Here is a 20,974-nt window from a genome sequence, read left to right on the forward strand (position 1 = left end):
TAATTCACGGCATACATCTATCCTTACCTCGATCGCTTAGAAAACAAGTGATTGACTGACTAAGAGGCAAGGAAAAATGGACTGGTATTTAAAAGTACTGCGCAACTACGTTGGATTTGGTGGCCGTGCCCGCCGTAAAGAGTACTGGATGTTCGTTCTGGTGAACTTCGTCCTGATTATGGTGCTGGGTATTGTGGACAAAATCCTCGGCTGGGAACGCGAGGGGGGCGAAGGCATTCTCACCACCATTTATGGTGTGTTGGTTCTGCTGCCTTCATGGGCCGTACTGTTTCGTCGTCTTCACGACACCGATCGTTCGGCGTGGTGGCTGCTGTTGCTGTTGATCCCGCTTATCGGCTGGATCGTGATTTTGATTTTCAACTGTCAGAGCGGAACGCCGGGAGAAAACCGCTTTGGTCCGGATCCGAAGATCTGCGCATAAAAAAAAGCCCGGTGGCGCTTCGCTTACCGGGCCTACAAATTACGATTTTATTTATTATATTGCGTGAAAAGCTTCGGAATTTCGCGTAAACACCATGATTTGGCTTCGCCCATGCTGTCACGACGCCACGCCATAATAATATCCACTTCGCTGGTGTATTCCGGGCTGACAACGCGCAGCCGTCCCTCTGCAATGTCCTTTTCGACGAACGGATACGGCATGGTCGCCACGCCCAGCCCCGCCAGCAGCGCCTGACGCTTATCTTCCAGCGACGTCACCGTCAGACGCGGCTGTTTATCCAGCAACTGCACCGTTAACACCGGGCGCTCGCGCGCGGTATCCGCCACCGCCACGCCGCGGTATTTCACGCGCGTGACCTCAGAGAGCGGTTCCGGCTCCTGATGGATCGGGTGACCCGGCGCAGCGACGTAGACGTTCATCACGCTGTACAGTTTGCGCGAGTTAATTTCTGACGATGAGCGGAAATGCATATCCGGCGCAATAACGATATCCGCCCTGCCCGTCTCAAGACGCTCCCACGCCCCTGCCAGCACCTCGGTGATGATCGACAGCTGCGTATTGGCCTTCGCCGCCAGGCGGTCCACCAGTGGGAACAGCGCCTCGGTGGGCACCAGCGCTTCGGTCACTAACGTCAGATGGGTTTCCCAGCCGCGGGCCAGCGCTTCGGCATCGGTCGTCAGTTTATCCGCCGCTTCCAGCAATACGCGGCCGCGCTCTAACAGCATCCGCCCAACGTTGGTGAATTTTGTTCGATGACCAGAGCGATCGAAGAGCACAACATCCAGCTCCTCCTCCAGCTTTTGCATGGTATAGCTCAGCGCAGACGGAACGCGCCCCAGTTCATCTGCCGCCGCGGCAAAACTGCCGCGCCTGTCAATCGCGTCCATGACGCGAAGCGCCTCAAGCGTCAATGCTCTCTCTTTAGCCATCTCGTTCTCATTCAGGAAATTTGAACATACCGGGCAGAATATCTGGCTAACATTGCAGCGTCCATACCTTTACCATTGATTTAGTGTAAAGAGAGGTCAAGTTTATGATTACGACAAGAACAGCGAAACAGTGTGGACAAGCCGATTTCGGTTGGTTGCAGGCCCGCTACACCTTTTCCTTTGGACACTACTTTGACCCTAAACTTCTCGGTTACGCTTCACTGCGCGTATTGAACCAGGAAGTGCTCGCCCCGGGCGCGTCCTTCCAGCCGCGCACGTACCCGAAAGTCGATATCCTGAACCTGATCCTGGAAGGCGAGGCAGAATACCGCGATAGCGAGGGCAATCATGTCCAGGCGAAGGCTGGCGAGGCGCTGTTAATTTCCACGCAGCCGGGTATTAGCTATAGCGAGCATAACCTCAGCAAAGACAAAACGCTGACCCGCATGCAGCTGTGGCTGGATGCCTGTCCGGAGCGGGAAAATCCGCTGGTGCAAAAAATCGATCTGAAGGGCGATAAACAGCAGCTGATTGCATCCCCTGATGGCAGCAAAGGCAGCCTGCAGCTGCGCCAGCAGGTGTGGCTGCACCATATCGAACTGAAAAAAGGTGAACAGGCAAGCTTCCAGCTTCATGGCCCGCGCGCCTATCTGCAGTCCATTCACGGAACGGTGCATGCGGTGACGCACGCGGAAGAGAAAGAGGCGCTCACCTGCGGCGACGGCGCGTTTATTCGTGATGAAGCGAATATCACCCTGGTGGCGGATACGCCGCTGCGCGCGCTGCTGATTGATTTGCCGGTTTAACCCCCCCTCACCCTAGCCCTCTCCCCAAAGGGGAGAGGGAACGATCGAGCCCCTCGCCCCTATGGGGAGAGGGGTTGGGGTGAGGGGAAATTTTTACACCTTACTCGCCATAATCTCAATAATCTGCCGGTCCGTTGCCTGCATCGAGCGGCACGCCAGCGCGCACAGGTTCGCGATCGACTGCTCCACGTCGTGCGCCACAATCCCCTCGTTGCCCGTCACGGCAGTATCATCCAGCGCCATCATCACGGCTTTCCAGGCGCTGGTGACGCTGGTCGAGACCTTCATTGCGCAACTGTTAGACGCCCCGTCACAGATCATCCCGCTGACGTCGCCGATCATACTGCCGATCGCCATGGAAATTCTCTGGTAAGAACCGCCCATCAGCCACGCCATCCCCGCCGCAGCCCCCATTCCGGCTGTTGTCGCCGCACACAGCGCGGACAAGCGCGGAAGCTGGTAATGGATATAGATCGCCGACAGGTGCGAGAGCATCAGCGCCCGCGCCAGCCGTTCGTCATCGGCCTGAACGTGCTCAGCCACCACCACCACCGGCATGGTGGCGGTGATGCCCTGATTCCCGGAACCCGAGTTGCTCATCGCCGGCAGCGTCGCGCCTCCCATGCGGGCATCCGAGGCTGCGCTGGTGCGGATAATAATGTCTGAACCCAGATCCTGCGCCATCCAGCCGCGTGCGCGCTGTTTATTGAGCGTCGCGCCAATATGCAGCCCCCAGTTGCCACGCAAACCTTCGCGGGAGAGCGCATCGTTCAGCCGCCCCGCATCGAGGATAAAGCGGATCGCGTCGAACGGCACCTGCTCTACAAACTCAAGGATCTGCGACAGCGTGGTGGTCGAGAGTACCGCCAGCGGATCGTCGTTGTTCTGGCTCTGATTATCGTCAAGCCTGAAGCGCGTTTCGCCCTGACAAACTACCTCCACCACGCGAGTGTGCCCGCCAGCGATGGTCACCATCGCCGAGGATTCACCGACGTAAACGCAGGCACGTGAATAGAGGATCTCATCGCACGGCTCCTGCAATTTTACCTGCACCAGACCCGCGTTCAGCAGTGCTTTGGCGCGCGTTAGCGCCTCGGACGACGCGTCTTTCAACACCTCCAGTCCGGCATGCGCGTTACCGCCTGTCGCGCCCAGCGCGGCCGCGATGGGTAAACCGACCATACCGGTACCGGGCACCGTTACGCCAAGCCCGTTTTTCATCAGGTTCGGCGATACCCACGCCTCGATACGCGTCACCTCACCGTCAAGCTGTCCGGCAGCCATCGCGCACGCCAGCGCCAGCGAGACGGGTTCGGTACAGCCCAGCGCAGGCTTTACCTCTTCCTGCACCGCGCGAATAAAATGGTTCCATAAAGGATTAATTTGCTCAGACATCGTTACGACCTTATTTAACCTCATGAGAAGGCGAGGAAAGGAGAAACACAAAGCAGCAGCCCGGTAATCACAATAATCACCAGCGATACGCCTTTATATTTATGAAGTGCGGGCACTTTGTAGACCAGCCACGCCGGAATTAAGCAGCCCACCATCCCGAAAATAGGGCTACAGATGGAAGTGAAGCTCAGCACCGGCGCGTTTAACACAATCGCGCTCCAGGCCAGCAGGATGGCGAACAGCATAATCCCGCGCTGGACGGCATTTTCATTGATTTTCTCCGCCGGCATTTTGCGGCGCAGGATGTTCATCACAATGCCCTGCGTCGCCTCACGAAAGCCGAGATAGACGCCAAAGAACGCGGTCATCACAGCGAAAATATTGAGGATTACGCTGACAATTTTGACCCAGCCCGCGCCGTCACCGCTGATAAACTGTGCTGCGATTGCCAGGGCGGAAATATTCTGCTCGTAGGCTTTTACCGCCTCGTCGTGCCCCATCGCCAGGGTGAAGGAGACAGCGTAGAAAAAGACCGTCACAAACAGCACGCCAAAGGCGATATTCATTGCCCGCAGCGCTTTATGCCGCGCCACCTCAACGGATTTTTCCCTTGAACGATAGGAAATCACCATCGGGCTTAATGTCTGAATAAACAGAATGGAGGTTAAGGTGAAAGGCAGCGTAATAATGGCGTTTTTAATCAGCAGCCCCATTGGCGGCAGCATGCCGACGTTGGCTAAATGCCAGAGGCCAATCATCGAAAGCCCCAGCGCCGCCACCACAAATAATTTGGTCAGCACCATCAGGCTGGAGACTTTAAACAGCAGCTTTTCACCGCGCGACGAAATGGCGACCAGAATGCAGATCAGGAATAAGCCGTAGAACGGATTTTCCGACAGCAAACCGTCGGTTACGCCGAAGGTGTGTAAATAGGATGCGCTGTCGTTGGTAATGGCCGTCGAATAGACAAACATCCAGATCACCAGCATCACGAAATAAAGTGCACCCAATAAGATGCCCCAGTTTTTGCCTAAATATCCGCTAATAACGCTCGGATAGTCTTTACATTCCGGTGATTCCGCCAGCGTATTAATAAACAGGCGCTGGAACAGGTACATGGCCGGATAACCAATTATCGACGAGAGTAAAAATACCCATAGCCCCATTAATCCAACCTGCACCGGAAGAAAAACAATGCCCGCGCCGATAGCCATCCCAATACTCATGATGACCCAGCCCGTATCGGTGCTGTCGAATTTAATCGCCTCTCGCCATTCGCTTTCGCTCATTCCCGCCCGCCTTGCCGCAGGGGAATCACTCACAATCACACTGCTGTTTGTTGCCATATTCATTGGGCACTCGCTTATTTTGTAGGGTAACGATTTGTTTTTATAAGGTTCCGATCGCCAGCGATTGCGAGTCAGAGGGTGCAGGTGTGAGTTATTGGTATGGGGAGATCATATCCGGAGCGCGGGAGAAAAAAGTCACAACTTTTATAGGGATTTCCTAATGCAAGAGGAAAATATTACTTCGTGATAGCAGAAAAGAGAGTGAGTTTTCTAAAATTGACGGTGTTCACAAAATTAAAAGCCTCCTCATCTGAGGAGGCTGAAGATGGGGCCTGTGTTAGATCGCCTGCGTAAACGTCCTCGAAATCACGTCCTGCTGCTGCTCGCGGGTCAGAGCGTTAAACCGCACCGCATAGCCTGAAACGCGGATCGTCAGGTTCGGATAGTTCTCCGGATGGGCGATGGCATCCAGCAGCATCTCCCGGTTCATCACGTTGACGTTCAGGTGCTGCCCGCCCTCAATGGTCGCTTCGTGGTGGAAGTACCCGTCCAGCAGCCCGACAAGGTTGGTTTTGCGCACCAGCTCGTCCTTGCCCAGTGCCTGCGGCACGATGGAGAAGGTGTAGGAGATCCCGTCTTTGGCATAGGTGAACGGCAGCTTGGCGACCGAGGTTAACGACGCCACCGCCCCTTTTCTGTCGCGCCCGTGCATCGGGTTGGCGCCAGGCGCAAACGGCGTGCCGCCGCGACGTCCGTCCGGCGTGTTGCCGGTCTTCTGCCCGTAAACCACGTTGGAGGTGATGGTCGGGATCGACTGCGTCGGTACCGCGTTGCGGTACGTCGGCAGCGCCTGGATTTTCTTCATAAAGCGCTCAACCAGATCGCAGGCGATACTGTCCACGCGATCGTCGTTGTTGCCGTACTGTGGATAGTCGCCTTCGATGACGAAATCCACCGCCAGACCAGTGTGGTCGCGCACCGGTTTTACCGTGGCGTACTTGATGGCCGACAGGGAATCCGCCGCCACCGACAGCCCGGCAATGCCACAGGCCATGGTGCGGTAAACGTCCCGGTCGTGCAGCGCCATCAGCGAGGCTTCGTAGCTGTATTTATCATGCATGTAGTGAATGAGATTCAGCGCACTGATGTACTGCACTGCCAGCCAGTCCATGAAGTGATCGAGGCTCGCCATTACGGTGTCGTAATCCAGTACCTCATCCAGCAGCGGCTCGGTTTTCGGCCCCACCTGGATCTTCAGCTTCTCATCCACCCCACCGTTAATTGCGTACAGCAGCGTTTTCGCCAGGTTGGCGCGTGCGCCGAAGAACTGCATCTGCTTGCCGATCACCATCGGACTGACGCAGCAGGCAATGGCGTAGTCGTCGCTGTTGAAGTCGGTACGCATCAGATCGTCGTTCTCGTATTGCAGCGAGGAGGTGACGATCGAGACCTGCGCGGCGTATTTCTTGAAAGCGATCGGCAGCTGTTCGGACCAGAGGATCGTCAGGTTTGGCTCCGGCGCTGGCCCCATGGTGTGCAGGGTATGCAGATAGCGGAAGCTGTTTTTGGTCACCAGCGTACGGCCATCCAGCCCCATGCCGCCGATCACTTCCGTGGCCCAGATCGGATCGCCGGAGAAGAGCGTGTCGAACTCCGGCGTGCGCAGGAAGCGCACCATGCGGATCTTCATGATGAAGTGGTCGATCAGCTCCTGGGCCTGCACCTCGTTCAGCCTTCCTGCCTGCATGTCGCGTTCAATGTAGATATCGAGGAACGAGGCCGTGCGCCCCAGCGACATCGCCCCGCCGTTTTGGGATTTCACTGCGGCAAGGTAGGCAAAGTAGACCCACTGCACCGCTTCCTGCGCATTCATCGCCGGACGTGAAATATCAAAGCCATAGTTCGCCGCCATCTGCTGGATCTGGAGCAACGCACGTTTGTGCTCCGCCAGCTCCTCGCGCAGGCGGATCGTGGCCTCCAGATCGTCTCCGCGCTCCAGTTTCCCCTGGAGATCGGCGAACTGAAGTTCACGCTCGCGCACCAGATAGCTGATGCCGTATAGCGCCACGCGACGGTAGTCGCCGATGATGCGTCCGCGCCCGTAGCCGTCCGGCAGACCGGTGAGCACGCCGGATTTTCGGCAGCGCATCATCTCCGGAGAGTAAACGTCAAATACGCCCTGGTTGTGGGTTTTGCGCAGGTCGGTGAAGAGATATTCAAACTGCGGATCCATCTCGCGACCGTAGGCTTCGAACGAGCTGCGGATCATATTGATCCCGCCGTACGGATGCAGGGCCCGCTTGAGCGGCTTGTCGGTTTGCAGGCCGACGATCGTCTCCAGCTCCTGGTCAATATAGCCCGGCCCGTGCGCGGTAATGGTGGTGGCGATGTTGGTGTCAAAATCCACCGGAGCGTGGGTGGCATTCTCCTGGCGAATGCCGACCATCACCTTCTGCCACAGCGCCGTCGTTGCTGGCGTCGCCTGCGCGAGGAAAGCTTCATCGCCTTCATAAGGGGTGTAGTTATGCTGAATAAAATCGCGCACGTTAACGGCGTTTTTCCATTCTTCACCGCGAAACCCGGCCCATGCGTCGCTGTAAGGCGCGACGCCCGTATCGATTGTTACTTTCATCAGATTCTCGCTTTATCAGGCGTAAGCCGCAGCCGGGGTGACCTTCCCAAGACGGAGGGCGTCCAGCGCGATCATTTTTTCTTCATTGGTAGGGATCACCGCGCAGGCCGCGCGTGACGACTCGGTGGAGATCACGCGCTCACCCGCGCTGCCCGGCAGGGCATTTTTGGACTCGTCGAGGATGATGCCAAACACCTTCAGGTGCTCCACCACCAGTGCGCGGATAAGCACGGAGTTCTCACCGATCCCGCCGGTAAACACCACGCCATCCAGACGGTGCAGGGATGCGGCATGACCGGCGATATGCCGCGCTATGCGGTGGACAAAGGTCTTTATCGCCAGCCGCGCCCGCTCGTTGCCGTCATGCCAGGCTTTCTCCAGCACGCGCAAATCGGAGGAGATGCCGGAGAGCCCCAGCAACCCGGACTCTTTATTGACCACGCGCTCCAGATCCTCGAACGTCTGGCCGGTCTGCCGGGCAATCCACGCCATCGCGCCAAAATCTACGTCGCCACAGCGCGTGCCCATCACCAGTCCTTCAAGCGGCGTCATCCCCATGGACGTGTCCACGCTTACGCCGTTACGCACCGCGCAGATGGACGCCCCGTTGCCGAGATGGGCAATCACCAGGCCGCTGTCTTCGGCGGAGAGCCCGAGAAGCGCGTGCGCCTGCGCCGCCACGTAGCGGTGAGAGGTGCCGTGGAAGCCGTAGCGGCGCACGCCCAGCTCTTCAAAATAGCGGTACGGCAAGCCGTACAGATACGCCTGCGGCGCCATGGTCTGGTGGAAGCTGGTATCAAATACCGCCACCTGCTGCACCCCGGGGAAGAGTCGCTCTGCGGCTTCCACGCCGCTCAGGTTAGCGTAGTTATGCAGCGGCGCCAGCGGGGAGACCTGGCGGATCTGCTCCATCACCTCTTCCGTGATCAGGGTCGACTCGCTGAAGAGATCGCCGCCGTGGGCAATGCGATGGCCAATCAAAGCCACGCTGCCCATCAGGTCGCGCTTCTCCAGCTCCAGGGCGATGGCGGCCAGCGCCCCTTCGTAGTCCTGATGAGCCAGTCTGACTGGCTCACCCCCATTCACGGAAATAAAGGCTTTTTCAGTGTTGACGCCGTCCGCAATGCCCGTCATCAGAGCATCGCAGCCTGCGGCGTCCAGCACCGAAAACTTAACAGAGGACGATCCGCAGTTAATGACCAGTACTACCGGAAACTCAATCATGGTATGGCTCCGCTCTTCCTGAGCTTTGGTTTAAAACAGTTTGTACACGATGTTCAGAATGGTCAGCAGGCCGACCACGGTTACGAAGATGTTCTCGGTCCGGCCTTTGTATTTCGCCAGCGCCGGTGCTTTGCGGATGGCGTACATCGGCAGCAGGCACAGCAGAGAGGCGATAATTGGCGCGCCCATGGCTTCAATAAGGTCCAGAATGTTCGGGTTGGCATAGGCCACAATCCAGGTGGAGCCCATGATGAAGACCATGCTTATGGTGTTCAGCTTGCCCACGGAGACGTTCTTCTTGTCGCCCTTGTAGCCGAACTTAACGATCAGGCCGTTCAGCCCCTCCAGCGTGCCCAGGTAGTGACCGAAGAAGGATTTAAAGATAGCGACCAGCGCGATGATGGACGCGCCGTACTCCAGCACCGTGGCGAACGTGGATTTACTGCCTGACATCGACGCAAAGTGGTTCGCCAGGTAAGAGAGCACCGGAATGTTCTGCGCTTTGGCGTCCGCCATGTTCTGCGGAGAGAGCGTAAACAGGCAGCTAAAGGCGAAGAACATCACCACCGCCACCATCAGCAGGCTGGCGCGACCGATGATTTTGGAACATTTCTGCTCGGTGAATTCTTTACCAAACTCCGGCTCGTACTCTTCGCGCTTGGAGACCACAAACGAGGAGACGATAGGCGAGAAGTTGAAGGAGAAGACCATAATGGAAATCCCCAGCCACACCGTGACAAGAATGCCGTCATGACCGGTGAAGGCGATATCGCTCAGGTTAACCTGGTCGATCACCGCTGAGTTCCAGTACGGGATCAGCGAGAGAGAAATCAGCACCAGGCTGGCGATGAACGGGAACACCAGGTAGCTCATCACCTTCACCATCAGGTCTTTACCGAACCAGATCACAAAGGCCATCAGCAGCAGCAGGAACAGCGCTACCACGCCGCGGTTCAGGGCAGGCATCTGGAGCTGGTTTTCCCAGAAGGTCATAAAGGTGTTGGTAATGGTGACGCCGTAAATCCACAGCAGCGGGCAAATAGCAAAGAAGTAGAGGAAGGTGATCACCACCCCGCCGGTCTTACCAAAATGCTCCTCCACCGTTTCGGTGATGTTGCCGGAGACGTTACTGCCGGACAAACACAGCCGCGCCAGCGCGCGGTGGCAGTAAAAGGCAATGGGGAACGCCAGAACCAGCATCAGCAGAATAGGGATCAGGCCACCAAAGCCTGCGCGGATGGGGAAGAACAGCACGCCAGCGCCAATGGCGGTACCAAACAGGCCGAGCGTCCAGGTGGTATCCGATTTACGCCAGGAGGACGTTTTTGTCTGGCCAACGATAATGCTTTCTGTGTTGCTCATAGGTCACCTTTATGCGTCAACGAAGCCGGTAATTTGGGAAACACGGGAGAGATCAATATTGCCACCGGAAATAATGCAGACGGTTTTACGGCCCTGAATATAGTGGTCCAGCTTGCCGCTTAATAACGCCGCGCACGCCAGCGCGCCAGCACCTTCCGTAACCACTTTATTTCGCTGAATAAGCGCGATCATGCTGTTGCGAATCTCGTCTTCGCTGACCAGCACAATGTCGTCAACCAGTTCACGAACGATTTCGAAGGTTAAATTACCCGGGCGAGACACGTCGCAGCCGTCCGCTAATGTGCCGGTAATGCGGTGGTTCGTTATTTCACCGGTCTGATACGACGCCGCCATTCCGTGCACGTTTTCAGACTGCACGCCGATAATATTGATAGTTGGGTTGATGGATTTAATTGCTGTCGCAATACCGGCAATTAAACCACCACCGCCGATGGGAACAATCACGTTATCCACGTCGTATAAATCTTCGAGGATTTCCAGGCCGATGGTGCCCTGACCGGCGATCACTTTCGGATCGTCGTAAGGCGGGATAAATATGCGCCCTTCCATCTCGACGATTTCGCTCACTTTGGCGATAGTGTCGTTAAAGTTCTCGCCATGCAGCACAACTTCGGCGGAGTAGTCGCGCGTGGCGGCCACCTTGGATTTCGGCGCGCCCATAGGCATTACCACTTTGCCGTCGATGCCGAGCATGGCGCAGGAGAGCGACACCCCCTGCGCGTGGTTCCCTGCGGAACAGGCAACCACGCCCTTGCGTTTTTCCGCATCGGTCAGCGAGCTTAATTTATTAAACGCCCCACGTATTTTAAACGAACCGGTACGCTGCATATTTTCAAATTTCAGGAATATCTCACCCTTACACCGTTCGCTCAGATAATTTGAGCGCGGCATACCGGTTTTATAGATCTTTCCCGCCAGTCTTTTTCTGGCGTCCTGAATATCGTCAATGGTCACCGGGAGATCGTAAGTAATGTGCATAATATCCTCGTTATAATAATTCATTGTTTTCAGGCAAAGTCAGGGTATCAGAGCGTTAAAAATCGTCGCTCCGGGTATTTTAAATCATCATTATTTCTATCGTCGTTTTTCGATATTCATCGACGAATATTGTTTTGCCAGTTCAACTAATACTGACGCCGATTTTTTAATACTGTAATTTTTTGACCACACGGCAGCATAACGCGCCACAGGTAATGCATCTTCCACCGGCAGGACAATAAACTGGTCCGAGCCGAATGGCGCAATCATGTCACGGGGGATCACCGTCAGGTAATCGGCATTGAGAACAAGGTTATAGATGGTGACGACGGAATCGGTCTGGACGATGTTTTCAATGCTGATGTGGTTATCTTGCAGGGTGGTCAGGAGTTCATTGTAGTAGCCCATATCGGTTTGCGGCATCACCCACTGCTCGTGCGTGAGCGATGCCAGTCTGGTCGGGCCGGTGCACGTTCGTGATTTACTCGCCACCAGCACAAACTCAGATTCAAAGAGTGGCTCAACGTGAAGATCCTGGAGCAACATCCCGTCGCTCAGCGTGCCGATGGCGAAATCCAGCCGGCCATCGCGAATGGCGGGCAGGAATGAAGAGAGCTGCGCTTCATACATTGAGACGCGCGCCTTCGGGAACACTTCCTTGAATTTTTTGATCATCCCGGACAGGAAGGTGAAGCCAATCAGCGACGGATAGCCGAAGGTGACGTCCATGACGGTACTGAAACTGAGGCTGTTGATCTCGCTCACCATGTTTTTCATTTCGCGGGTGATCGACTCAGCGTAGGACAGCAGCACCTGACCGGCGGCAGTGAGTTTTACGCCGGTGTTTTTACGCACCATCACTTCCACCCCAAAGTAAGATTCGATGTCGCTGATGATTTTGCTGACGGCAGGTTGCGTCAGCCCCAGCTGTCTTGCAGCAGAACCTATAGAGCCACTTTTGATGACTTCCTGAAATACCACGAGGTGCTGTGTTTTCGGTAGAATAATAGTATTCATAATATTCTGCGCTTATTTCCCTATGACGCAGCGGATTCTACCCAATATTGTTTCAGGGGGTATGTGCTGTTACTCACAATTTGCCAGGATGCCCTTTTTACAACCACATTTAAAATCGATTTATAATCTTATTATTCAAACAGTTAGATAGCTAAAAATACGCAATTACGCTGATATTGATCAACAAAATCCGCGGTAATAAATTTATTTTATGGCAATAACCAGCATGAATTTTTTTGCCTTAACAATATTAATAAAGACTATCTTTCAGGCAATTAAAGGTTAATAAACCATCATTATTCTTTTAAAACATTTTTGTGGTTTATCAACTTTATCAGGAATATTTTCTCAGCTTCCGGTTAAAGAGTGGGATATATCACACATTCACCAGAAGAATGTTTTTAGATTCAATATTAAATTATCAAATGAATAACATTCAGCATCACTGAGTCAACATTCACAACATCTGTTCAACACTAAAATTTTCTAATTTTATAGCGTTAAATTTTGTGATTACGATCATGCGCAGCAGATGAAAGGAACGCATAATCGGTAAAGCAGTGAAATGTGCTTAGCGTCGCAAAATTGAGAATTGATGTCGTTTGGCGCTTCGCTGACCCGGCCTGCAACCTTCAGAAAACAAAAACCCCGCCGAAGCGGGGTTTCGTAAGAAGTTGAAGCTGACCGATAAGCCGGGTTCTGTCGTGGACAGTCATTCATCTAGGCCAGCAATCGCTCACTGGCTCAAGCAGCCTACCCGGGTTCAGTACGGGCCGTACCATGTGAACCCCTATTTGGCCTTGCTCCGGGTGGAGTTTACCGTGCCACGGACTGTTACCAGCCGCGCGGTGCGCTCTTACCGCACCCTTTCACCCTTACCTGATCCCGCTTACGCGGGCCATCGGCGGTTTGCTCTCTGTTGCACTGGTCGTGGGTTTCCCCCCCAGGCGTTACCTGGCACCCTGCCCTGTGGAGCCCGGACTTTCCTCCCCTCCGCCCGTCTCCCCCGAAAGGGACGACGACGAAGCGGCGACTGTCTGGTCAGCTTCGGCGCGCAGTATAGAGGGTTTGCGCGCCGCTGTCACCCCTGGCTACGCATGCCTACCTGCAATGTGGCCGCGATATTGCGCGAGGCGCGGTAAATGTTGTCGTACGCTCCCTGGAACGCCTCTTCCAGTGAACCGATACGGGTCAGGACGCTGAACACCGCGTCGATGCCGTACTGATGCACCACACCCACATCCTGCGTCAGACTTCCGGCAATCCCTATCACCGGCTTATGGTATTTTTTGGCGACGCTCGCCACGCCGACGGGCACTTTGCCATTAATGCTCTGGCTGTCGATGCGCCCTTCTCCCGTCAGCACCCACGTGCAGTCGTGAATATGTTCTTCAAGATTGAGCGCCTGAGTGACAATCTCAATGCCGCTTTTCAGCTCAGCGCCCAGGAAGGCCATCAGCGCCGCGCCCATGCCGCCCGCCGCTCCTGCCCCCGGAACCGGGTTGACGTCAATGCGCAGCGATTTTTTGATCACGTTGGCGTAGTGGCTAAGACTGGCGTCGAGTTCGAGGATCATCTCCTCCGTGGCACCTTTTTGCGGGCCAAAGATACGCGACGCGCCGCTTTCACCGACCAGCGGATTCGTCACGTCACAGGCGACGCGGATTGCGCACTCCTGAAGACGCGGATCAAGATCAGAAATATCAATACGGTTCAGCGCCATCAGGCTGCCGCCGCCGTAGCCGATCTCCGTCCCGTTCGCATCCGTAAACCTCGCGCCCAGCGCCTGCATCATACCCGCGCCCCCATCGTTGGTTGCGCTCCCGCCGATACCGATAATGATGTTGCGCGCGCCTTTATCCAGCGCGCGGAGGATCAGCTCCCCCGTCCCGCGCGACGTCGTGACCAGCGGGTTACGCTGCGCTGGAGGAACAAGTACCAGGCCGCTGGCGGCGGCCATCTCGATAAACGCGGTGGTACCGTCGCCCGAGATCCCCCAGCTGGCCTTCACCTTTTCCCCTAACGGGCCGGTGACGACAGCCTGCTGCCAGGTGCCCTGCGTCGCGGCGATCATCGCTTCAACCGTACCTTCTCCGCCGTCAGCAACGGGAACAGACACGTAATGAGCGTCGGGGAAAATTTCCCGAAATCCTTTTTCTATCGCCTGCGCTACCTCAGTGGCAGACAGGCTTTCTTTATAAGAGTCTGGCGCGATTACGATTTTCATAGTTGTATGCCTGAGCCGTAGGCCCGGTAAGCGTAACGCCACCGGGCGGGACGTCATTAGCGAGCAATTTCAACCTTCGCCAGCTTTTCGTAATAGCACGCTAACGCGCTGTGATCGGCGGTGCCCAGACCGTCCGCACGCAGCGCCTGCATCATCTCCATGACGGCGGCAGTCAGCGGCAACTGCGCGCCCACGCCGTGGGAGGTATCCAGCGCATTCGCCAGATCTTTAATGTGCAGATCGATGCGGAAGCCCGGCTTGAAGTTACGATCCATCACCATCGGTGCCTTGGCATCCAGCACGGTGCTGCCCGCAAGACCACCGCGAATGGCCTGATAGACCAGATCCGGATTAACGCCCGCTTTGGTGGCCAGCGTCAGTGCTTCGGACATGGCCGCGATGTTCAACGCCACAATCACCTGGTTTGCCAGCTTGGTGACGTTGCCTGCGCCAATTTCACCGGTATGCACCACGGAGCCAGCCATGGCTTTCATCAGGTCGTAGTATTTGTCGAACACGGCTTTATCACCCCCCACCATTACCGACAGAGTACCGTCGATGGCTTTCGGTTCGCCGCCGCTGACCGGCGCATCCAGCATCTCCACGCCTTTCGCTTTCAGCGCCTCGCTGATTTCGCGGCTCGCCAGCGGCGCGATAGAACTCATGTCGATCACCACCAGACCCGGCTTCGCGCCGTCGATAATGCCGTTCTCACCCAGCGCCACCTCTTTCACGTGCGGGGAGTTTGGCAGCATGGTGATAATGACATCGCACTGCTCGGCGATCGCTTTTGCAGTTGTCGCCGTTTCTGCGCCAGCCGCAATCACTTCTGCCACCGCGTCTGAATTACGATCTAAAACCACCAGTGAGTAACCTGCTTTGATGAGGTTTTTGCTCATTGGTTTGCCCATGATACCCAGGCCAATAAAACCCACTTTCAGCGTCATAATCTGTTTCCTCAATGATGGTTATTTTTTAAAAGCGTCCGCTAATTTCTGCGTGGCGGCGCGGAATACGCCGAGGTCGCTGCCGACGGCGACAAACGTTGCGCCCCACTCCAGGTAGCGGCGGGCATCGGCTTCCACCGGCGCCAGAATGCCGCACGGTTTACCGTGCGCTTTGGCACGGGCAAAAATGTGCTGGATTGCCCGCTGCACGTCCGGGTGGCTGGCGTTGCCCAGATGACCAAAGGCGGCCGCCAGATCGCTCGGGCCGACGAAAATACCGTCGACACCTTCGGTCGCGGCAATGGCGTCGACGTTATCGACCCCCTGCTGGCTCTCGATCTGAACCAGAATGGTGATGTTCTTGTTGGACTGGGCGAAATAGTCCGGCACGGTGCCAAACATGTTGGCGCGGTGCGAGACAGACACGCCGCGGATCCCTTCCGGCGGATAGCGGGTGGCAGCTACGGCCAGCACCGCTTCTTCTTCCGTTTCAACAAACGGGATCAGGAAGTTGTAGAAGCCGATATCCAGCAGACGCTTGATGATCACCGGCTCGTTGGTAGGTACACGCACCACCGGCGCGCTGTGGCTGCCTTTCAGCGCCATCAGCTGCGGAATAAACGTGTTGATATCGTTTGGCGCATGTTCGCCGTCCAGCACCAGCCAGTCGAATCCGGCCAGGCCCAGCACTTCGGTGCTGATGGGGTTGGCCAGCGCAGACCAGCAGCCAATCTGAATCTGATGCGCCGCAAGGGCCGCTTTAAATTTATTCGGGAAGATGTCGTTACTCATTACGTATACCTTTTTTAATTCCGCAGTTTTAGCCAGTAGCTTTTCTTATTTATTCCGACTCAGCGTCAGCGTTATATTTATTTACTGACTGAATTTTGGCGTTATAAAATCGTCATTCAGTATAATCGTCACCACCCGGCAGCACATTGTCTCAATGCTCAATTATCCAACGGGGTTAGCACGCTATTTTGAGCATATGCCCAATGCAGTGGGCGCTGATGCACAGAATCAACGATTAGTGTTTCGGGAGCGATCGCGATCACATTCTCACTTTTCCTCTCCTGACATTCTTTATTTCCTCAATAAGAAACGATTAACCATCTGGCTATATTTAGTATCAGATATTTTGCTGGAGATGAGTGAACAATGGCCGATATTGAAATTCGACAGGCGTCGCCGACGGCGTTCTATATAAAAGTGCACGATACCGATAACGTGGCGATTATTGTCAACGACAATGGCTTAAAAGCGGGTACCCGGTTCCCGGACGGGCTGGAGCTGATTGAGCACATTCCGCAGGGGCATAAAGTCGCACTGGTCGATATCCCGGCGCAGGGCGAAATCGTGCGCTACGGCGAAGTCATCGGCTATGCGGTGCGCGCTATCCCGCAGGGTAGCTGGATTGAGGAGTCGCTGGTTGAGCTGCCCACCGCCCCGCCGCTGGAGACGTTGCCGCTGGCTACCCGCGTCCCTGAGCCGTTACCTCCGCTGGAGGGTTATACCTTCGAAGGTTACCGCAACGCGGATGGCAGCGTGGGAACCAAAAACCTGCTTGGCATCACCACCAGCGTGCATTGCGTGGCGGGTGTCGTGGATTACGTGGTGAAAATTATTGAGCGCGATCTGCTGCCGAAATACCCCAACGTTGACGGCGTGGTGGGTCTTAACCACCTGTACGGCTGCGGCGTGGCGATCAACGCGCCCGCAGCGGTCGTGCCGATCCGCACGATCCACAATATCGCCCTTAACCCGAACTTTGGCGGCGAGGTGGTGGTGATTGGCCTCGGCTGTGAAAAATTGCAGCCAGAACGCCTGTTGCAGGGTACTGAGGATGTGAAAGCCATTCCGGTTGACGAGGCCAGTATTGTGCGTCTTCAGGATGAACACCATGTCGGCTTCAGATCGATGGTCGACGACATTTTACAGGTGGCAGAGCGCCATCTGGAGAAGCTGAACAAACGCCAGCGTGAAACCTGCCCGGCCTCTGAACTGGTGGTTGGGACACAGTGTGGCGGCAGCGATGCGTTTTCCGGCGTCACCGCTAACCCGGCGGTAGGTTATGCCTCCGATCTGTTCGTGCGCTGCGGCGCCACGGTGATGTTCTCCGAGGTCACCGAAGTGCGTGATGCTATCCACCTGCTCACGCCGCGCGCCGTCAACGAAGAGGTGGGCAAACGCCTGCTGGAGGAGATGGCCTGGTACGATAACTATCTCGACATGGGCAAAACCGACCGCAGCGCCAACCCGTCTCCGGGTAACAAGAAAGGCGGCCTGGCAAACGTGGTGGAAAAGGCCCTCGGGTCGATTGCCAAATCCGGCCAGAGCGCGATTGTGGAAGTGCTCTCACCTGGCCAGCGACCAACCAAACGCGGTCTGATCTACGCGGCAACGCCTGCCAGTGATTTCGTGTGCGGCACCCAGCAGGTAGCATCCGGCATTACGGTACAGGTCTTTACCACCGGACGCGGCACGCCGTACGGCCTGATGGCGGTACCGGTGATCAAAATGGCGACCCGCACCGAGCTGGCAAACCGCTGGTATGACTTAATGGATATCAACGCGGGCACCATCGCCACCGGGGAAGAGAGTATTGAAGAGGTGGGCTGGAAGCTGTTCCACTTCATTCTGGATGTGGCAAGCGGACGGAAGAAAACCTTCTCCGATCAATGGGGATTGCATAACTCGCTGGCGGTGTTTAACCCGGCACCGGTGACGTGATTGCCCCTCACCCTGCCCTCTCCCCACCGGGGAGAGGGTAAAAAAACCGCACCGAGCAGTCCCCTCTCCCCTATGGGGAGAGGGTTAGGGTGAGGGGAAAAGCCTCTTTAGACCAGCACCACATCGATCCCGCTTTTGCGTAACCCTTCCAGGCTTTCCGCCGGAATACCTTCATCAACGATAATCATGTCGATCCGCTGAGTATCAATGATTTTATGCAGGCTTGAACGGTTAAACTTGCTGGAATCAGTGACAACGATAATACGCTCCGCCACCTCGCACATTTTCCGGTTCAGACGGGCTTCATCCTCGTTGTGCGTACTCACCCCCCGATCGAGATCGATGGCATCGACGCCCAGGAACAGCAGGTCAAAATGGTAATTCTGTAAGGACTGCTCCGCCTGGTCACCATAGAAGGACTGCGACTGACGGCGCAAGTGCCCGCCGGTCATCAGCAGCTCTACGCCCTCCGCTTCCAGCAGCGCGTTTGCCACGTTCATCCCGTTGGTCATGGCAATAACATCGGTGTGCTGGCGCAGCATGCGAGCAATTTCAAAGGTCGTGGTGCCGGAGTCCAGAATAATGCGGTGACCCGGCTTCACCAGTTCAGCCGCCGCCTGCGCGATGCTGCGCTTCACAGCCGTATTAAGGGAACTTTTGTCCTCAACGGACGGCTCCACGCCGGGGGCATTACCTTCACAAATCAGCGCGCCGCCGTAAGCGCGAACGGCAATCCCCTGCTTTTCCAGAAAGGCCAGATCGTTACGGATCGTCACCGTCGACACGCCGTATAAAAGAGAAAGATCGTTAACCTGCACGCTTCCCTGCGCCCGCAACCGCTGAATGATCTGCTCTCGCCTTTCACTGGTGCCGGTGATGCGCTTCTCTGCGGATGAATCGGTGCTGCTCATACGAGCTCCTTAGTAAATAAACTTTCGTTTCATTTCGTTTTGCTTATTAACGCCTTTCTTTTGAGGGAATGCAAGCCCTGTATGGTGAGCAGACGCAAGCTTAACCGCCGCTGAAACCTTTCATTATGTTTCTTTTGTGAAACAGATCGGAAAACTATTATCTTTCGTTTTATTTTTACCCCACCATAATGCAGTATCAAATGAAACAAAACGAAAGATGAATACCAACACCATCCGAAATGGAGAGGAAAGTGAAACATCTGACAGAAATGGTGGAACAACATAAACGGGGGAATACAAACGGGATTTACGCCGTCTGTTCCGCACATCCATTGGTACTTGAAGCTGCAATTCGTTACGCCCATTCACAACAGACGCCTCTGCTGATTGAAGCCACCTCAAACCAGGTGGATCAATTTGGCGGCTATACCGGTATGACGCCCGCCGATTTTTATGGGTTTGTCTGCAATCTGGCGGGATCCCTCGGTTTCCCCACCTCACAGCTGATCCTTGGCGGCGATCATTTAGGTCCAAACCGCTGGCAAAACCTGCCAGCTTTGCAGGCGATGGCGAACGCCGACGATCTGATCAGAAGCTACGTGGCGGCCGGATTTAAAAAAATTCACCTCGATTGCAGCATGTCCTGCGAAGACGATCCGGTTCCTTTAACCGATGCAATCGTTGCCGGGCGTGCCGCTCGGCTGGCTAAAATTGCCGAAACCACCTGTCTCGAGCAATTTGGCGTAGCGGATCTGGTCTACGTTATCGGCACGGAAGTTCCGGTTCCCGGTGGGGCACACGAAACGCTGACCGAGCTTGAGGTCACCACACCAGAGGCGGCACGTGCCACGCTTGAGGCACACCGCCACGCATTCGAGAAGGAAGGGTTAAGCGACATCTGGCCGCGCATTATTGGCCTGGTGGTTCAGCCTGGCGTTGAGTTCGACCATGCGCGCGTTTGTGACTATCAACCGCATAAAGCCGTCGCACTGAGCAAGATGGTTGAAGCCTACGACACGCTCGTATTTGAAGCACACTCTACCGATTACCAGACGCCGCAGGCGCTGCGCCAGTTGGTGAAAGATCACTTCGCCATTCTGAAAGTCGGCCCTGCGCTAACCTTCGCGCTGCGCGAAGCGCTGTTCTCCCTGGCTGCAATTGAAGAAGAGCTTTTGCCGGCAAAAGCCTGCTCAGGACTGCGTCACGTCCTGGAAAACGTGATGCTCGATCGCCCGGAATACTGGCAAAGCCACTATCACGGCGACGGCAATGCCCGTCGCCTGGCCCGCGGTTACAGCTATTCCGACCGCGTGCGCTATTACTGGCCAGACAGCCAGATTGACGAGGCTTTTGAGCGACTGGTACGCAACCTGGCGGATGAACCGATCCCGCTGCCGCTGATCAGCCAGTATCTGCCGTTGCAGTACAGCAAAGTTCGCGAGGGTGCTCTCAGGTCCACACCACGGGAGCTCATTCTCGACCACATTCAGGACATACTCCAGCAGTACCATGCCGCCTGCGAAGGCGTAACGACTCAACACGCATAATTAAAAAGAGGAAAACGCTATGCCAAACATTGTCTTATGCCGCATTGATGAACGCCTGATCCACGGTCAGGTGGGCGTACAGTGGGTGGGGTTTGCGGGGGCGAACCTGGTGCTGGTGGCAAATGACGAGGTTGCAGACGATCCGGTTCAGCAAAACCTGATGGAGATGGTGCTTGCGGAAGGCATCGCCGTGCGTTTCTGGTCCCTGCAAAAAGTGATCGACAACATTCATCGCGCCGCAGATCGGCAGAAAATTCTGCTGGTCTGTAAAACACCGGCTGATTTTTTAACGCTGGTCGAGGGCGGCGTGCCTATCACCCGTATCAACGTCGGAAATATGCATTACGCCAGTGGCAAACAGCAAATTGCCAAAACGGTATCTGTAGACGCGAACGATATCGCCGCGTTTAACGGCCTGAAGGCGGCCGGAGTGGAATGCTTCGTTCAGGGCGTTCCAACAGAGACTGCTTTGGATCTCTTTAAACTGCTCTGAGGG

General features: G+C 55.7%; 17 protein-coding genes and 1 other RNA gene. 5 read left to right on the plus strand and 13 right to left on the minus strand.

Annotated elements, in window-relative coordinates:
• Positions 1-76 precede the first annotated feature (76 nt).
• Complete coding sequence (locus ACOTXC_RS17140; RefSeq protein WP_022649479.1) at positions 77-442, plus strand: DUF805 domain-containing protein; 366 nt, start codon at positions 77-79, stop codon at positions 440-442.
• A gap of 47 nt (positions 443-489) precedes the next feature.
• On the opposite strand, the gene yhaJ is transcribed toward ACOTXC_RS17140, so the two are convergent.
• Positions 490-1,392 (minus strand): DNA-binding transcriptional regulator YhaJ, encoded by a 903-nt coding sequence (gene yhaJ / locus ACOTXC_RS17145; protein ID WP_022649480.1) that lies wholly within the window; start codon positions 1,390-1,392, stop codon positions 490-492.
• Between the two features lie 104 nt (positions 1,393-1,496).
• Between yhaJ and ACOTXC_RS17150 the strand changes: the two genes are divergently transcribed.
• The gene (locus ACOTXC_RS17150) at positions 1,497-2,198 is read left to right on the plus strand and encodes a pirin family protein (protein WP_022649481.1); all 702 of its coding nucleotides are present in this window, start codon (positions 1,497-1,499) and stop codon (positions 2,196-2,198) included.
• A gap of 93 nt (positions 2,199-2,291) precedes the next feature.
• On the opposite strand, the gene ACOTXC_RS17155 is transcribed toward ACOTXC_RS17150, so the two are convergent.
• The 11 genes from ACOTXC_RS17155 to garL all read right to left on the minus strand — a co-directional run bounded on the left by ACOTXC_RS17155 (position 2,292) and on the right by garL (position 16,082).
• A complete protein-coding gene (locus tag ACOTXC_RS17155; protein ID WP_421767856.1) occupies positions 2,292-3,593 on the minus strand; it encodes a serine dehydratase subunit alpha family protein in 1,302 nt (433 codons plus the stop codon).
• 20 nt (positions 3,594-3,613) lie between these two features.
• Entirely contained in the window at positions 3,614-4,945 is a 1,332-nt protein-coding gene (locus ACOTXC_RS17160; protein WP_022649483.1) for an amino acid permease, read from the minus strand.
• A 274-nt stretch (positions 4,946-5,219) separates the two neighbouring features.
• Complete coding sequence (gene pflB / locus ACOTXC_RS17165; protein WP_421767857.1) at positions 5,220-7,514, minus strand: formate C-acetyltransferase; 2,295 nt, start codon at positions 7,512-7,514, stop codon at positions 5,220-5,222.
• Between the two features lie 15 nt (positions 7,515-7,529).
• On the minus strand, positions 7,530-8,738 hold the full coding sequence (gene tdcD, locus ACOTXC_RS17170) for a propionate kinase (protein WP_421767858.1): 1,209 nt from the start codon (positions 8,736-8,738) through the stop codon (positions 7,530-7,532).
• Between the two features lie 30 nt (positions 8,739-8,768).
• Entirely contained in the window at positions 8,769-10,100 is a 1,332-nt protein-coding gene (tdcC, locus tag ACOTXC_RS17175) for a threonine/serine transporter TdcC (protein WP_022649486.1), read from the minus strand.
• Between the two features lie 9 nt (positions 10,101-10,109).
• Complete coding sequence (gene tdcB, locus ACOTXC_RS17180; RefSeq protein ID WP_023298701.1) at positions 10,110-11,099, minus strand: bifunctional threonine ammonia-lyase/L-serine ammonia-lyase TdcB; 990 nt, start codon at positions 11,097-11,099, stop codon at positions 10,110-10,112.
• 96 nt (positions 11,100-11,195) lie between these two features.
• Positions 11,196-12,116, minus strand: a complete 921-nt coding sequence (gene tdcA, locus ACOTXC_RS17185; protein ID WP_252066304.1) for a transcriptional regulator TdcA — start codon at positions 12,114-12,116, stop codon at positions 11,196-11,198.
• A gap of 672 nt (positions 12,117-12,788) precedes the next feature.
• Positions 12,789-13,165, minus strand: an RNA gene (gene rnpB, locus ACOTXC_RS17190) — RNase P RNA component class A.
• Between the two features lie 32 nt (positions 13,166-13,197).
• On the minus strand, positions 13,198-14,343 hold the full coding sequence (gene garK / locus ACOTXC_RS17195; RefSeq protein ID WP_046620847.1) for a glycerate 2-kinase: 1,146 nt from the start codon (positions 14,341-14,343) through the stop codon (positions 13,198-13,200).
• Positions 14,344-14,399: 56 nt separating this feature from the next.
• A complete protein-coding gene (gene garR, locus ACOTXC_RS17200) occupies positions 14,400-15,290 on the minus strand; it encodes a 2-hydroxy-3-oxopropionate reductase (protein WP_022649490.1) in 891 nt (296 codons plus the stop codon).
• 21 nt (positions 15,291-15,311) lie between these two features.
• The gene (garL, locus tag ACOTXC_RS17205) at positions 15,312-16,082 is read right to left on the minus strand and encodes a 2-dehydro-3-deoxyglucarate aldolase (RefSeq protein ID WP_003862676.1); all 771 of its coding nucleotides are present in this window, start codon (positions 16,080-16,082) and stop codon (positions 15,312-15,314) included.
• Positions 16,083-16,448: 366 nt separating this feature from the next.
• On the opposite strand from garL, the gene garD reads away from it, so the two are divergent.
• The gene (gene garD, locus ACOTXC_RS17210; RefSeq protein WP_421767859.1) at positions 16,449-18,020 is read left to right on the plus strand and encodes a galactarate dehydratase; all 1,572 of its coding nucleotides are present in this window, start codon (positions 16,449-16,451) and stop codon (positions 18,018-18,020) included.
• 107 nt (positions 18,021-18,127) lie between these two features.
• Here the strand turns inward: garD and ACOTXC_RS17215 are convergent, their stop codons facing one another.
• Positions 18,128-18,931: a DeoR family transcriptional regulator gene (locus ACOTXC_RS17215; protein WP_015571958.1), complete on the minus strand. Its 804-nt coding sequence runs from the start codon at positions 18,929-18,931 to the stop codon at positions 18,128-18,130.
• A 239-nt stretch (positions 18,932-19,170) separates the two neighbouring features.
• Here ACOTXC_RS17215 and kbaZ point away from each other — a divergent pair, with 239 nt between their 5' ends.
• Both kbaZ and agaV read left to right on the plus strand, forming a co-directional pair.
• The gene (gene kbaZ / locus ACOTXC_RS17220) at positions 19,171-20,478 is read left to right on the plus strand and encodes a tagatose-bisphosphate aldolase subunit KbaZ (protein WP_171932521.1); all 1,308 of its coding nucleotides are present in this window, start codon (positions 19,171-19,173) and stop codon (positions 20,476-20,478) included.
• 19 nt (positions 20,479-20,497) lie between these two features.
• Positions 20,498-20,971: a PTS N-acetylgalactosamine transporter subunit IIB gene (agaV, locus tag ACOTXC_RS17225; RefSeq protein ID WP_003861728.1), complete on the plus strand. Its 474-nt coding sequence runs from the start codon at positions 20,498-20,500 to the stop codon at positions 20,969-20,971.
• Positions 20,972-20,974: the final 3 nt, after the last annotated feature.

The sequence above is a fragment of the Enterobacter cloacae complex sp. IR5428 genome, from assembly GCF_049238585.1.
Taxonomy (GTDB): Bacteria; Pseudomonadota; Gammaproteobacteria; order Enterobacterales; family Enterobacteriaceae; genus Enterobacter; species Enterobacter intestinihominis.

What these genes read in the sequence shown, in the direction of transcription:
- ACOTXC_RS17140 (WP_022649479.1), top strand. Translation starts at nt 77, where the DNA reads ATGGACTGGTATTTAAAAGTACTGCGCAACTACGTTGGATTTGGTGGC.
- garD (WP_421767859.1), top strand. Translation starts at nt 16,449, where the DNA reads ATGGCCGATATTGAAATTCGACAGGCGTCGCCGACGGCGTTCTATATA.
- yhaJ (WP_022649480.1), bottom strand. Translation starts at nt 1,392, where the DNA reads ATGGCTAAAGAGAGAGCATTGACGCTTGAGGCGCTTCGCGTCATGGAC.
- pflB (WP_421767857.1), bottom strand. Translation starts at nt 7,514, where the DNA reads ATGAAAGTAACAATCGATACGGGCGTCGCGCCTTACAGCGACGCATGG.
- tdcB (WP_023298701.1), bottom strand. Translation starts at nt 11,099, where the DNA reads ATGCACATTACTTACGATCTCCCGGTGACCATTGACGATATTCAGGAC.
- garR (WP_022649490.1), bottom strand. Translation starts at nt 15,290, where the DNA reads ATGACGCTGAAAGTGGGTTTTATTGGCCTGGGTATCATGGGCAAACCA.
- tdcC (WP_022649486.1), bottom strand. Translation starts at nt 10,100, where the DNA reads ATGAGCAACACAGAAAGCATTATCGTTGGCCAGACAAAAACGTCCTCC.
- kbaZ (WP_171932521.1), top strand. Translation starts at nt 19,171, where the DNA reads ATGGAGAGGAAAGTGAAACATCTGACAGAAATGGTGGAACAACATAAA.
- tdcD (WP_421767858.1), bottom strand. Translation starts at nt 8,738, where the DNA reads ATGATTGAGTTTCCGGTAGTACTGGTCATTAACTGCGGATCGTCCTCT.
- agaV (WP_003861728.1), top strand. Translation starts at nt 20,498, where the DNA reads ATGCCAAACATTGTCTTATGCCGCATTGATGAACGCCTGATCCACGGT.
- garL (WP_003862676.1), bottom strand. Translation starts at nt 16,082, where the DNA reads ATGAGTAACGACATCTTCCCGAATAAATTTAAAGCGGCCCTTGCGGCG.
- garK (WP_046620847.1), bottom strand. Translation starts at nt 14,343, where the DNA reads ATGAAAATCGTAATCGCGCCAGACTCTTATAAAGAAAGCCTGTCTGCC.
- ACOTXC_RS17215 (WP_015571958.1), bottom strand. Translation starts at nt 18,931, where the DNA reads ATGAGCAGCACCGATTCATCCGCAGAGAAGCGCATCACCGGCACCAGT.
- tdcA (WP_252066304.1), bottom strand. Translation starts at nt 12,116, where the DNA reads ATGAATACTATTATTCTACCGAAAACACAGCACCTCGTGGTATTTCAG.
- ACOTXC_RS17155 (WP_421767856.1), bottom strand. Translation starts at nt 3,593, where the DNA reads ATGTCTGAGCAAATTAATCCTTTATGGAACCATTTTATTCGCGCGGTG.
- ACOTXC_RS17160 (WP_022649483.1), bottom strand. Translation starts at nt 4,945, where the DNA reads ATGAATATGGCAACAAACAGCAGTGTGATTGTGAGTGATTCCCCTGCG.
- ACOTXC_RS17150 (WP_022649481.1), top strand. Translation starts at nt 1,497, where the DNA reads ATGATTACGACAAGAACAGCGAAACAGTGTGGACAAGCCGATTTCGGT.